12 protein-coding genes and 2 pseudogenes are annotated in these 13182 nt (G+C 74.5%); 5 read left to right on the top strand and 9 right to left on the bottom strand.

Going from position 1 to position 13182, the window contains the following annotated elements:
- Positions 1 to 14: 14 nt before the first annotated feature.
- Positions 15 to 1343 carry a hypothetical protein gene (locus ACFU74_RS01880; RefSeq protein WP_380750187.1) on the bottom strand — a complete coding sequence of 443 codons (1329 nt, stop codon included), beginning with the start codon at positions 1341 to 1343 and terminating at the stop codon, positions 15 to 17.
- Positions 1344 to 1578: 235 nt separating this feature from the next.
- Between ACFU74_RS01880 and ACFU74_RS01875 the strand changes: the two genes are divergently transcribed.
- Positions 1579 to 2001, top strand: a complete 423-nt coding sequence (locus tag ACFU74_RS01875; RefSeq protein WP_380750184.1) for an I66 family serine proteinase inhibitor — start codon at positions 1579 to 1581, stop codon at positions 1999 to 2001.
- A gap of 24 nt (positions 2002 to 2025) precedes the next feature.
- Here the strand turns inward: ACFU74_RS01875 and ACFU74_RS01870 are convergent, their stop codons facing one another.
- The 8 genes and pseudogenes from ACFU74_RS01870 to ACFU74_RS01835 form a co-directional block, all read right to left on the bottom strand.
- Positions 2026 to 2400, bottom strand: coding sequence for a VOC family protein (locus ACFU74_RS01870; protein WP_380750181.1), 375 nt, complete (start codon positions 2398 to 2400; stop codon positions 2026 to 2028).
- A 10-nt stretch (positions 2401 to 2410) separates the two neighbouring features.
- Positions 2411 to 3286 (bottom strand): alpha/beta fold hydrolase, encoded by an 876-nt coding sequence (locus ACFU74_RS01865; protein WP_380750250.1) that lies wholly within the window; start codon positions 3284 to 3286, stop codon positions 2411 to 2413.
- Positions 3287 to 3432: 146 nt separating this feature from the next.
- A complete protein-coding gene (locus ACFU74_RS01860; RefSeq protein ID WP_380750178.1) occupies positions 3433 to 4368 on the bottom strand; it encodes a LysR family transcriptional regulator in 936 nt (311 codons plus the stop codon).
- Positions 4369 to 4582: 214 nt separating this feature from the next.
- Positions 4583 to 5305, bottom strand: a complete 723-nt coding sequence (locus ACFU74_RS01855) for a DUF981 family protein (protein ID WP_380750175.1) — start codon at positions 5303 to 5305, stop codon at positions 4583 to 4585.
- A 305-nt stretch (positions 5306 to 5610) separates the two neighbouring features.
- Positions 5611 to 6513, bottom strand: a complete 903-nt coding sequence (locus tag ACFU74_RS01850) for a hypothetical protein (protein ID WP_380750172.1) — start codon at positions 6511 to 6513, stop codon at positions 5611 to 5613.
- Complete coding sequence (locus ACFU74_RS01845; RefSeq protein WP_380750169.1) at positions 6510 to 6866, bottom strand: PadR family transcriptional regulator; 357 nt, start codon at positions 6864 to 6866, stop codon at positions 6510 to 6512. The genes ACFU74_RS01850 and ACFU74_RS01845 overlap by 4 nt, the downstream gene beginning before the upstream one ends.
- Positions 6867 to 6957: 91 nt before the next feature.
- Positions 6958 to 7911, bottom strand: a pseudogene (locus tag ACFU74_RS01840) (chitinase); the annotation flags it as partial.
- A gap of 195 nt (positions 7912 to 8106) precedes the next feature.
- Positions 8107 to 8640, bottom strand: a pseudogene (locus ACFU74_RS01835) (carbohydrate binding domain-containing protein); the annotation flags it as partial.
- Between the two features lie 227 nt (positions 8641 to 8867).
- Between ACFU74_RS01835 and ACFU74_RS01830 the strand changes: the two are divergent.
- The 4 genes from ACFU74_RS01830 (at position 8868) to ACFU74_RS01815 (ending at position 13105) form a co-directional block, all read left to right on the top strand.
- Positions 8868 to 10172 (top strand): hypothetical protein, encoded by a 1305-nt coding sequence (locus tag ACFU74_RS01830; protein ID WP_380750166.1) that lies wholly within the window; start codon positions 8868 to 8870, stop codon positions 10170 to 10172.
- A gap of 9 nt (positions 10173 to 10181) precedes the next feature.
- A complete protein-coding gene (locus ACFU74_RS01825) occupies positions 10182 to 11501 on the top strand; it encodes a hypothetical protein (RefSeq protein WP_380750163.1) in 1320 nt (439 codons plus the stop codon).
- Between the two features lie 102 nt (positions 11502 to 11603).
- The gene (locus ACFU74_RS01820; protein ID WP_380750160.1) at positions 11604 to 12125 is read left to right on the top strand and encodes a pyridoxamine 5'-phosphate oxidase family protein; all 522 of its coding nucleotides are present in this window, start codon (positions 11604 to 11606) and stop codon (positions 12123 to 12125) included.
- A complete protein-coding gene (locus ACFU74_RS01815; RefSeq protein WP_380750157.1) occupies positions 12122 to 13105 on the top strand; it encodes an ROK family protein in 984 nt (327 codons plus the stop codon). Before ACFU74_RS01820 ends, ACFU74_RS01815 begins: the two co-directional genes overlap by 4 nt.
- The last annotated feature ends 77 nt before the right edge of the window (positions 13106 to 13182 follow it).

Below are 13182 nucleotides of genomic sequence, written 5' to 3'. Positions count from 1 at the left end.
GTCCGACGGCCCGGTCACCTGCCGCCGAGCGAGCGGGCGTAGACGTGCCAGGTGACGACGCCGGGGTCACCGGGGACGATGTTGTCGCTGGCGCTGGTGAACACCACCGTGCGGCCGTTGTCGCTGATGGACGGGCCGGTCGCGGCCCCGTCCAGCTGCGTGCCGTCGGCGGCCGTGCTGATGAGTTCGACGCGGCCGGTCCTCAGGTCCTGGCGGTGGAGGTCGTACCGGGCCAGAGGTGCGCGGATGATGGTGTCGGAGCAGCCACCGGAGAAGTAGACCCAGCGGTCGTCGGCGGTGACGGCCGCCCCGGGGCTCCCCCAGCAGATCGCGTTCGGGTTGGCGGAGGTCCGAAGGCTCGTCACCCGACCGGTGCGCAGGTCGCTGAGGAAGAGCTCGGTGCGGGACTTGCCGCGCGGCAGCGGGGGCGCGCCGAGCCCGTAGACGGCGAAGCGACCGTCGGGGCTGAGGGTGAGCACCGGGTCCGCCGCCCCCGGCGTCCCGTCGGGGTTGAGGCCGGCCACGACGGTGGTGCCGCGGCGAAGGTCGGTCGCGTACAGGGTGGTGCGGCGCGGGCGGAGCAGGTCGGCGGTGTCCCCGGGCGCGGCCGGAAGGAGGTTGGTCGCCTTGGAGCCGTAGCCGACCGTGCGCCCGTCCGCGCTGATCGTCGGGTGCTCGGACGGGCCGTCGGCGGGCTGTCCGTCGGCTCCGACGCTGACCAGGCGGATGGCGCCGGTGACGCGGTCCAGGACGTAGACGTTGCGCGTGTCCGGGGTGACGGGGGCGCCCGGCACCACGTCCGCGTCGGAGGACGTGAAGGCGATGTGCCGGCCGTCGGCGCTGATCACCGGCTGGAAGGAGGCCTGGCTGCCGGTGGTGTAGCGCCGGGTGCGGTCCCGGACACGGTCGCGGACGTAGATGTCGAACGCACCGTTCTCCTCGGCGGCGAACACGATGTACCGGCCGTCGCCGCTGATGCCCGCCGAATCACTCATGTTGGTCAGCGGGGTGCCGTCCTCGGCGCGGCTGACCAGCTCGGTCCGGCCGGTGCGCAGGTCGCGCACGTACAGGCCGTTGGCGGGGGCCTCGGCGCCCGCCAGCAGGTTCGTCGCAGCGGAGCTGAACAGCGCGTAGCGGCCGTTGCCGCTGAGGCCCACGCTCATTGACTGGCCGTTCGCCCGGGCGCCGTCCGTGCCGAGGTCGACCTGGACGGTGGGGCGCCACGCGGGGGCGGCCTGGGCCGGTGCGGCGGTCGCCGCGAGGGCGGCGGCCACCGCGAGTACGCAGGTGGCACGGGCGACCCGGCGGGTGCGGCGGGTTGTTCGGATTGCCGGTCGGTGCATGGTGAAGCGTCCTCCCCTGGTCATCGGTCCGGCCCGCCCCCTGCTCCCCGTTTCCGCGGGCCCGGGGAGAGCCAAGCGCCGACACCGCCGCCGGTCAACAGTGCGTGCGGCCGTGACTACGAGCGGCCACCACTCTTTCGGGTGGCCCGTGCGCGGGTCCTCGCCCGGACCGTACGGGCGGCGCGTACAACGTCCGTGTACCGCTCACCCCTTCTGCGTAGGACGGACAGCACCCATGACCCTGGACTCCGGTCCCTACAGGATCCGCAACGCCGGACAGCCGGTCGGCCGCGCCAGGACCGAGGTGTTCGACCTGTCGCCCAAGGCGGTGTTCGCCAGGACCGACGACGAGGAGGCGATCTGGATCGTCGAGGCGCTGCCCGGCGGGCGCCACAAGCTGTACGCCAAGCGCGCCCCCACCGCCGTCGAGGACAACGAGCCGGCCGGACCGCTGGTCGCCCTGCTCGTCCACCAGGAGTACGCCGAGGAGTGGGAGCTGACCCCCGTCGACGGCACCGCGGACGGCTACGAGGTCCGCTCGCGCCGGGGCGTGGTGTGGCTCGCCCCGGCCGACGGCGAGCACGGCCGGATCGAGGTGCTGCCCGCCCTCGACAGCCTCGACCGCTCCACCTTCGTGTTCGAGCGGGTCGACCGGTAGCCCCCCGGTGTCGTGGCCCGCGGCTCAGACGGGCGGGACCCGGGTGCGCAGCAGGCAGAAGACGTTGCCCTCGGGGTCCGCGAGGACGTGCCGGCTCTCCTCCCCGGTCTGGCCGACGTCGGCGGCGCGGGCGCCGAGGGCGAACAGCCGCTCCAGCTCAGCGGCCTGGTCCCGGTCCGTGGCATTGACGTCGAGGTGCAGGGGCAGCTTCCCGGGCCGCGGGTCAGTGCTGGGCCTGAGGACCGGGGTGGGCTGCGGGCCTCCGCCGGGCGGCCCGATCCCGATGCTGCCATCCTCCTCCCGGCCGATTTCGACGTAGCCGAGCACCTCGCCCCGGAAGGCGGCGAGGCGCTCGGGGTCGGCGCAGTCCAGGACCGGTTCGGTGATGCGGCGTGCCATGCCCGTCAGCCTACGGGCGCGGCACGGGAGTTGCCCGGCGCCGCGGTCCGAGCGCGAGCATCGCGTCGGCGATCCCGCCCAGCGCTGCTTCGGGGAGCGCGGTGGCGGCCTCCTCAAGGACGAGCAGCCGTGCCCCGGGGATCTCCCGCGCGATCGCCTCGCCGTTGCCGACGGGGAAGAACCGGTCACGACGGCCGTGGACGACGAGCGTGGGGACCGCGATCCCGGGCAGGCGCTCGCGCCAGCGGGGTCCGCAGTCCAGCCTGGAGAACACCATGCGCAGCTGGTTGGCCATCTGGACCGGGGGCGCGGTGCCGGGCGTACGGTCCCAGATCCGTGCGGCGAGCGCGCGTGCGGCGACGGGGTCGTCGCCGAGGATCTCCGCACCGGCGGCGGCGAAGTCCGCCACCGCCTCGCGGTCGCTCCAATCGGGCATCGGACGCGCGAACAGCCGGCCCGTCGTCGCCCGGTCATGGTCGGGGAGGTCGTCGTCGGGCGGGCCGGGGGCGACCGCGCGGGTGCCGACCAGGGTGAGCGCCGAGAAGGCGCGCGGATGGTCGAGCGCGGCCACCTGGGCGACCATCCCGCCGACGCCGATCCCCGCGAGGTGCGCCGGTTCCCCGCCGAGCGCGGCGGCGAGGGCCGCCGCGTCCGCGGCGAGGCCGCGCAGGGTGTAGCCGGGCGCCTCCGGGTCCACCGTGGTCGACTCCCCGCTGTCACGCAGGTCGTAGCGCACCACCCGACGCCCGCCGGCGGCGAGGCGCTCGCAGAGCGCGTCGGGCCAGGAGAGCATCGTCGTGCCGCCCGCGAGCAGGACGAGCGGCGCGTCGTCGGCACCGAACGACTCGGTGCCCAGGGAGACGCCATTGGCGTTGACGATCGAGATCACGCTTCGCTGCCTCAATACGAGTCGGCTGCTTGACGGTTGCGGCCGGGGTCTCAGCCTACCGGGGCCGGGGTACCGGCCGGGAACGAGCCGGTACCCGCGCGGGTGACCGGCCGCCGTCGGGCCGACGGTGCCGTGCCGGTCCGTCAGTGCGGGACCACCCAGTCCGGCCGCCAGGTGCCGGGGGCGTCGTGGCCGGGTGAGGTGGCGGCGAGGTGGTCGCGGAAGGCGGCGAGGGCCGGGTGCGGGTTGTCCCGGTGCCAGAGCAGGGCGTGCGGGTAGACGGGCGAGGGGTCGGTCACCGGGATCAGGCGCAGGCCGTGCCCGGCGGGCCAGACCAGGCGGGTGAGGCCGCCCATGAAGGTGGCCAGCGCCGGGGTGTCGGCGACGGTGTCGAGGAGGGCGTCGGAACCGAAGTTGGGGCCGGTCGCCTCGATGGTGAGGCCGAACCCGGCGACCAGGTCGTCGTAGTAGGCGGCCCACTCGGAGCCCGGGAGCATGCCGGGCATCCAGATCCGGTGGCCGGCCAGCTGGGCGACGGTCACCGACTTGGCGTCCGCCAGCGCGTGGCCGGGGCCGGTGAGGAGGTGGAGGGGCTCGTCGGCCACCCGGGCGCACGCGATGTCCTCGGGCAGCGGGCGGCCGGGCATGGCGACGGCCCGGAAGGAGGCGTCGATCGTTCCGGCGCGGACGGCGTCGACGGCGGCGTCGATCTCCAGCAGCATCAGCACGTCCAGCTCGATCGCGGGGTGCGCCCGGTGGAAGTCGCGCAGCAGGCCGGACCCGGCGCTGCGCGAACTGAGCACGTCGACGCGCAGCGGCCGGCGGCCGGCGTGCACGGAGGCGGCCGCGCGCTCGGCGACGCGCAGCAGCTCGCGTGCGTGGGGCAGGAACGCCTGCCCGTCGATGGTGGGCTCGGCGCCGCGCGGGGTGCGGTTGAACAGCCGCACCCCGAGGTCCCGTTCCAGCACGGCGATGCGCTTGGAGACGGCCTGCTGGGTGATCGACAGGTCGGCGGCGGCCTTCTGGAACTGGCCCGCCTCGGCGACGGCGGCGAAGGTGCGTACGGCTTCGAGGTCCATGGCGGACCACCCTAGTGAACAACCAGGGGTTGTGGCAGGCAGGCCATTCGGTTGTTCGACCTGCCATTCTCTGGGCCGCCCGGCTCCCCTCAGGCAATGGTTGTCTGTACAGAGGCGGTGAGCCGTCCGCTCCCCCGCCGCGTGGACCGGGAGCCACGGCGCGAGCCGGAACCGCCCCCCGGCCGTCCGTGACCGGGCCGCGCCGCAGGGCCCGTCACATGGTGTTGACGATCAGTCCGATGTGGGTGAAGTAGTTGAGGCCGCCGAAGACGAGGAAGGCGAGCCCGGCGAGGCCCCAGGCGACACCGACCACCGGGACGGGCCACGCGGCCGGACGGCGCAGCGCGAACGGGAACAGCAGCGCGCCGATGCCGACCAGCACGTACAGCCCCGACATGAAGCTCGCCTCCAGCCACGGCCAGTCCGCGAACTCACCGGAGATGGGCTCCTCCGGCGGGGCCGCGAAGAGCGTGTACTTCCAGCCCGCGGCGGCGATGCCGAAGCAGGCGAGACCCATGCCGAAGACGTACAGCGACACCGGCCCGGCGATCCGGGCGGTGCGGGCCACCCGTTCCTCGCCGAGCAGTTCGGCGCCGCGCTTCCAGAGGTAGAAGCAGGCGGCGAGCAGGAAGACGCCGAAGGCGAGGGCGGGTTCACCGAAGATGATGTTGTCGAAGGGGAAGCCCTGCCCGGCGAGCGGCCAGGTCAGGGTCATGTGCAGCCCGGTGACGACGAGGGTGAAGCCGAGCGCGCCGAAGGCCAGCGCCCAGCCGTCGAGGGTGGCGATCGGCCCGGGCGCCAGGAACCTGCGGCCGAGCGCGACCACGAGGAGCAGGCCGGCGCCGGCGGCCACGGACATGATCGTGTTGTACGTCGGCATCCTGGCCCAGTCGATCTTCAGACCGTCCGCAAGGAGCGACAGAGCGTGCTGTTCCATGTGCGGATGGTAAGGAGACCGGCGCGTGCCCCAGCCGTGCCGTCGCCGTCCGGGGCGCCCTGTCACCCGGGCGGCCGAGGGCGGGAGGGCCGACGGCACCGGAAGCGGCCCGCCGCGCCGCAGAGCCTCCTGTGAGTTTCGGCCGGGCTCCCGGGGAGCGGTCGTGGCGCGGTCGCCCGCGGGCCCACGGGGGCGGACGGAGTTCTCAGAGGACTCACGGATTCGCTTCGGAGGTGATCAGAGAGGGCTGGCAGCGTCGGCGCGGTCGTCCCGATCCGCCGCGATCACCTCGCCGAGGAGGCCGCTCATGTCCGCCGCCCGACCGCGCCCCGGCGGCCGACCAGTGCGGTCAGCACCACGCCGGTCAGCAGAACGACCGCCAAGACGGCAAGCGCGGCCGCGTCGCCCCGGGCCGTGAGGTACGCGTCCGCGAGCAGCGGCGGGCAGGCCAGGGCCGTCGCCGCCAACACGTGGCCGCCCCGGATCCCGTGACCCCGGGTCAGCGCGGCCCCGGCCGTGCCGAGGACCAGCAGCGGCCAGCACCCGTAGTCGGTGCTGATCCACGGCACCAGGTGCGCGTCGAGGAGCGCCCGTGGCGCGACCACCAGCGCGACCACGGCACCGGCCACGCCCGCCGCCGGGCCCGGCGCGCGGCGCTCCGGGCGCCGGTCCGGCGGGCAGGCGAGCAGCACGGCCGCCGCCAGGACCGTCGCGGCCGGGGTGGCCACCGGGTCGCCGTAGGCCGGGCCGCTGGCCACCGCGGCCGCCGCGAAGGACAGCAGCCCCGCCACCGTGCACGGCAGCCCGGTCCGCCACCGGCCGGCCAGCGCCGCCGCCGCTCCCGTGAACACCAGCAGCGACGCGGCGAGCAGCGCGCCCCACGCCCCCGAGAGGTCGGCGCGCAGCTGCACCACGGCCGGGGCCGGCGAGGCGGCGAAGCTCGCGTACCAGCGCAGCAGGTGGAGGCCGCAGGCGGCGGCCGAGGCGGCCAGTGCGAAGGGGTACGCCAGGCCGAGCACCTGCGCCGCGGGCGCGGCCGACCCCGCCCCCAGCCGCATCCTCAGCGCGTGCGCCGCCAGTCCGGCGCCTTCCCGCAGCCGCGAGCCCCACGGCTCACCCGCCGTCATCTCCCGGTAGGTCGCGGCGATCTCGTCGCCGTGGGCCTGCCGGTAGGCGGCGGGGTACAGCCGCAGTACCCGCTCGATCACCTGGCGGACACCGAAGCGGACGCGGACGCGGACACGGAGGCGGACAGCCGGCGGCGGGCCTCCCGCGCCGTGTCGGCCAGGCGCTCGGCCTCCTCCGCCAGCCGCTCCCGGCCGGCCGGCGAGAGGGTGAAGATCCGCCGGGCGCGGCCGTCGACGACCTCCTCGCGGTCGATCGCGATCAGTCCGTCGGCCAGCAGCCGGTCCAGGGCCCCGTACAGGGCGCCGGTGCGCAGCGCGACCCGGCCGCCGGTGATCGCCTTGACCTCCTGCGCGATGGCGTATCCGTGCCGGGGTTCGTCCGCGAGGGCCGTCAGCACCATCACGGTCGGCTCCTGCATCGCGCGCTCGCTCATCCGACGATGATAGGCGCGACAGGGCCCCGGGGTCCCGCCGACGGCGGTCTCCCGGGGCCCTGCTTCACTCGCCCGTCACCTCAGCGGGACATCAACGGCCCTGGAGGGACTTGACGTTGTCGCCGAAGGACCAGCCCCTGGAGCCGTCCCAGTTGAGCGACCAGGTCATCAGACCCTTGAGCTGGCCGCTGAAGGCGTTCCACGACTGGCTGACCAGGCCCGTCCCCATGTGGCCGCCGCCCGCACCGGGCTGGGCCGGCAGGCCGGGGACCTGCTTGTCGTAGGGCACCTTGATGGTGGTGCCCTGGATGGTCAGGCCGTTGTTCAGGCAGGTGGTCTGCGCGGTGAAGCCCTGGACGGTGCCGGCCTGGTAGGAGTCACCGGAGCAGCCGTACATGCTGCCGTTGTAGTACTGCATGTTCAGCCACCACAGGCGGCCGTTGTCGGCGTACTTCTTGATGATCGGCAGGTAGGAGCCCCAGATGGAGCCGTAGGTGACGCTGCCACCGGTGACGTACGCGGTCTCGGGCGCCATCGTCAGGCCGAAGCCGGCCGGCATCTGGGCGAGCACGCCGTCGATGATGCGGATCAGGTTGGACTGGGAGGCGGACAGCGTGTTGATGTTGCCGCTGCCGGACAGGCCGGTCTCGATGTCGATGTCGATGCCGTCGAAGTTGTACTTCTTCAGGATCGGGACGACGGTGGCCACGAACTTGTCCGCGACGGTGCTGGAGCTGAGGTCGATGCCCGCGGTGGCGCCGCCGATCGACATCAGGAGGGTCGCGCCGGCCGCCTTGGCCTGGCACATCTCGGCGGGGGTCGACACCTTGACGGTGGCGTCCATGCCGTCCTCCCAGAGGACGGTGCCGTCCGAGAGGATCACCGGGAAGGCGGCGTTGATGACGTTGTAGCCGTGCGCGGCGATCCGGCTGTCGTTGATGGGGATCCAGCCCATGCCCGGGTGGACGCCGTTGGAGGCGCCGTCCCAGTTCTCCCAGTAGCCCTGGAGGACCTTGCCCGCGGGCTTGGGCTTCGTCGGGCAGGTGGAGCCCGGCGGCGTGGTCGGGCCGGTGGTCGGCGGGGTGGTGGGAGGCGTGGTCGGCGGGGTGGTCGGCGGCGTCGTGGGAGGCGTCGTCGGCGGGGTGGTGGGCGGGGTGGTCGGCGGCGTGGTGGTGCCGCCGGGGCCGGCCAGCTCCACGTCGTCCGCGTGGAACGCGGGCTGCCCGTACCAGCCGTGCAGGAAGACGGTCACCGAGGTGGTGTTCGCGCCGGTGGAGAAGGTGGTGCTGAGCTTGCTGTACGACGCGGCGCTCGCCGTCCAGGTGGACGTCGAACCGGTGAGGCCGGTGCCGGTGGCGCCCAGGTAGACGTAGCTGCCCTGGACGTAGGCGCTCAGCGTGTACTGGGAGTTGGGCTGCACGCTGATGGTCTGGGTGCACTGGCCCTGGTCCTGGCCGGTCGGCGAGACCTTGAGCGCCGAGGTGCCGCCGTGCACCGGGCTGCCGACGGTGGCGCCGACGCCGCCGGCGCAGTTCCAGTCGGAGAGCCCGCTCTCGAAACCGGGGTTGGCGACCAGGTTGGGGGTGGCGGCCCCGGCCGTGACGCTGCCGGCCGCGACGAGGCCGGCACCGACGACGACGGCCGCGCTCAGCGCGGCGAGGGAGCGCCGCGCGACACTGGATCCGGACGGGGCGCCGGTGATCCGGTGGGTCTGCGCTGCGCGTTCCACGACCGCTCGCTGCGGCGGTGGGGTGTGCGACCTCCGACGGAACATGCTGTGCTCGCTTCCCGCCGGGAGTCATGGGCATGACTGTCGCTGTGGGGGCGTGACGCCCGGCTCTGGGTGGGGACATGTGGGGGACGTGCCGGTCCGGATCGTAGGAGCGGCGGCAAGGTCCGTCAATAGGTCTGGACCAATGCCTACTTGAGGCGGAGTAGCGGTACCACTACCCTCGGTGCGCCATCCGGGCGTTCCACCAGTTGAGGGGCAGGGTCCTTCGCATGGCTGACGACACCGGCACCGAGGTTGACGGCTGGTCAGGACTGGACGAGGAGTTCACCCGGCGGGTCGCGGCGGTCGGCGGCACCGCGGAGGGCCGGGCGCTGACGGACGCCCACACCGTGGGCGACCCGGCCGCGGGGAAGGCGCGGCCGCTCGGGCTCCCGCTGCGGCTGCGGCCCGGCCTGCGCGAGGAACTGGAGGCCTTCACCGCCGCCTACCACCGGATGATCGAGGCCGTCGTGGCCGCCTGGGAGCACGATCCGCGGCTGCGCGAGGTGCTCACCCTCCCGCAGTCGCTGCGGATCGAGGCGGCGGCCGCCCGCGACACCCGGGTGCACCTGCTGCGGCTCGACCTGCTGCCCCAACCGGACGGCCGGCTGGGCGTGTTGGAGACCAACGCGAACGGCCCCGGCGGCCTCGCCGTGGTCGGCCGGGCCCGGGCCGCCTGGCGGCCGCTGCTCGACCGGCACGGCCTCGCCCTGCCCCGCCCGCTGCCCGCCGACGACGCCGGGTGGACCGGGCGCTGGCTGCTCGACCTCGCCGAGCAGGAGAGCGGCCGACGCCCGGACACCGTCACGCTGCTGTACCCGCACCGGGCCGACCGCAACGCCGTCCGCTCCTACGACGACGGCCTGCGCGCCCTCGGCGTCCGCGTCCTGCACGCCGACCCGCGCGAGCTGCGCACCGGCCGGGACGGCGCCGCCGTCCTGGCCGGCGAGCCGGTGCGGCACGCCTACGCCAAGATCAGCATGCGGGACCTCGGGCAGCTGGCCGGCGACCTGGGCCCGTACCTGCGGGCCGTGCGCGAGCGCGCCCTGTTCGTGCAGAACGGCCTGCGCGCCCGCGTCGTCGGCGACAACAAGCTCTGCCTCGCCGTCCTCTCCGACCCCCGCTTCGCCGGCCTCTTCGACCCGGCCGACCACCGGCTCGTCCAGCCCGCCGTCCCGTGGTCGCGCAACCTCGCCCTGTGCGACGGCCCGACCCTCCGCCGGATCGCCCGCGAGCGCGAACGGTACGTCCTCAAGAGCCCGTTGGACGCCAACGGCCGCGGCGTGGTGGTCGGCCCGGAGACGGGCGAGGCCGCCTGGGCCGAGGCCGTCGCCCGCGCCGCAGCCGGGGGCTGGCTGGTCCAGGAGTACCTGCCCAGCCCCCGGCTGCGCGGCGGCCCCGACGGGCCGCCCGTCCACCACGACCTGGCGCTCGGCGCCGTCAACGGCCGACTGGTCTCCGCCTTCGTCCGCACCGGCCACGAGGCACGGCTCAACGTCGCCCGCACCGGCCGCCTGCACCCGCTCTACCTCTGAGGACGGACCATGGATGACCTGCCGCTCTTCGACCCGGACCGCGACCTCACCGCCTTCCCGGGCGCGGGCCCGCACCCCTTGCACGCGGCGCTGCTGAGGGCCCACGACGAGGTCCGCCGACGGGTGAAGGAGAACGGACTGCCGGGCGCCCCGCCGTCCGCGTACAACCCGGTACTGCCAGCCGTCGGAGTGCTCCACCCGTTGGCAGAACCGCTACTGCGCCAGCGCGTCCTCACTGCCGTGAACTGCCTCGAACGGATCGTGCGGGCCTATCCCGGGAGCCCCGCTCTGCAGGGCTTCCTGGACGTGCCGCCGGTCCTGCACCGCTGGATCGTGCGCCGCCCGCACCCGGAATCCCTCACCGTCGACTTCTGCCGGCTGGACCTGTTCGGCGACCGGCTGGGCACCACACGGGTCCTGGAGTTCAACGCCAGCAGCCCCGGCAGCGTGATCGCCGCAGGTGCCATCGCCCGCATTTGGCGACGGACACCCGAGATCGGCGCAACACTCGACAGGTGGCAGGTTCCGGCGGGCCGGATCGAGGCGGAGAACTGGTTCGCCGCCTGGCTGGTGAAGCACGGCCGGGCCCGGGGCCTGACCGAACAGCAGACCCGGCACGCCGACCTCTTCTTCCCCTCCGCCGGACGGAGCCTCGACCAGTACCTGATCGCCGAGCAGGTCCGGCGCAGCGGTCGGAAGACGACCATGCGGCTTCCGCCCGACTACGCGCCCGGGGACGGCGCGAGGCTGGGCTACCTCAAGCACATCCCGGCCGACCCGCGCCCCGTCCACGGCTGGGACCGGTTCTGCGCGGCGGTGACCGACGGCGAACTGGTCATCCCCAACGTCCTCGCCCAGCGCTGGGTGGCGGAGAACAAGCTCTGCCTGGCGGTGCTGTCCGACCCCCGTTTCGAGGACCTCTTCCCGCCCGAGCACCGCTCGGGCCTGCGGACCATCGTGCCCTGGAGCCGCAAGCTGGGCGACGGCGTCACGGTCGAGCAGGCCGTCGCCGAGCGCGCCCGGCTGGTCCTCAAGGCGCCCTACGGGTACTTCGGCAATACCGTGCACCTCGGGCGCGAACACGGCCCGAAGGAGTGGGCCGAGCTCGTCGGCTCCCCTCGCCACCGGGGCTGGCTGGTGCAGGAACGCGTCGCCCCCGCCACCGTCGGCGCCCTCACCCGGGACCTGTGCGTCGCCGTCCTCGACCACCGCGTCCTCGGCTACTTCAGCCGGGTCAGTCCCAAGAGCGTGGTCAACCTCGCACAGGGGGGCGCGTTGCAGACCGTCCTCAGCCCGCTCCCCGCACCCGACGGCGCGGCCCTCTTCTGACCACCGCCCGACGTCGCTACAGTAAGGACGCGAAGAGCCGGCGTCCCTGCCGCACGGCCGCAGGACGCCCGGCGGAGCGACCGACACCGAACCGGAGGCACTGTGCCCAGCTCGGACGACGAACTCTGCACCTCCGCACGCGAGCTCCTCCGCTCCACCCGCTACCTCACCCTCGGCACCGCCTCGCCGCAGGCCGTCCCCTGGGTGGCCCCGGTGGCCCACGCCTGGGACGACGAGGACCGGTTCTACTGGCAGTCGGGCCTGGACACCCTCCACTCGCGGAACATCGCCGCCAACCCCGTGGTCTCGCTGACCGTCTACGACTCCAACCCGGCCGGCGGGGGCGGCGACGCCCTCTACGCGCTGGCGCGGGCCGAGGTGCTGGCGGGCGACGAACTGGCCGAGGGCTGCGACCTGTACTACCGGCGGCGCTACCCGGACGAGGCGACCCGGGCCCGGCGCTTCCGCCCGCCGCAGGACTTCGACGGGGACTCCCCGATCCGGATCTACCGCGCGAAGGTCACCGCCTACTCGATGCTCTCCCCCGACGGCCACCCGGTCCACGGCGACGAGGTCAACCACCGCGTCGTCATCCCCTTCAGCACCAAGCAGCTCGCCGAGTGAGTCCGCAGCCGCGACCGGCGGACGACGGCGCCGTCCTCGGCGTGGACCTGGGCGGCACCGTCGTCAAGGCGGCCCTGTTCGGCCCGGACGGCACCACGCTGGCCACCACCCGCCGGCCCACCGGGGCCAAGCGGGGGGCCGAGGCCGTCGTCGGGACCCTCCTGGACGTCGTCTCCGAGTCGCAGGCGGCGGCCGAGGAGCGCGGCACACCGGTCCGGGCGGTCGGCCTGGCCAGCTGCGGGATCGTCGACGAGCGTGCGGGCGTCGCGGTCTTCTCCGCCTCCTTCGGCTGGCGGGACGTGCCGCTGCGCAGACTGGTGGCCGAACGCGCGGGGGTGCCCGTGGCACTCGGGCACGACGTGCGGGCCGGCGGCATCGCCGAGGCCCGGCTCGGCGCGGGCCGCGGGCACGAGGTGTTCCTCTTCGTGCCGATCGGCACCGGCGTCGGCGCCGCCGTGATGATCGGCGGCAAGCCGTTCGGCGGCGCCCACTGGCAGGCCGGCGAGCTCGGGCACCTGATCGTCCGGCCGGGCGGCGAGTCCTGCGGGTGCGGCCAACTCGGCTGCGTCTCCACCGTCGTGGGCGGCCCGGCGGTCCTGCGCCACTACCGCGAGCTGGCCGGCACCGGGCCGGACGGTCCGGCGGACGCCGCCGAAGTCGCCGCACTGGCCCGCAAGGGCGATCCGGACGCGGTCCGGGTCTGGTCCGAGGCGGTCGACGTCCTGGCCGGGTCACTGGCCGTCGCCGTCACCCTCTTCGACCCCTCCGCCGTCGTCCTCGGCGGCGGCCTCGCAGGCGCCGGCGAACTGCTCTTCGCCCCGCTGCGCGAACGCCTGGCCGCCCGGCTGGCCTTCCAGGTCATGCCGGACCTCCGCCCCGCCGAACTCGGCTACGAAGCCGGCTGCCTGGGCGCCGGCCTCCTGGCCCGCGACCTGCTGGCCCGCGACCGAACGGCCCCGGCCACCGACCGGAACGGCTAGGCTCCCTCGGATCACGCCGGGCGGTCGCCGCCGGAGCACGCACGCCCCCAGCCTCCGGCCGGGAGGTACCCCACCTC

Source organism: Kitasatospora sp. NPDC057500 (assembly GCF_042802195.1).
GTDB lineage: Bacteria > Actinomycetota > Actinomycetes > Streptomycetales > Streptomycetaceae > Kitasatospora.
This window is presented reverse-complemented; position numbering and strand designations above follow the sequence as displayed.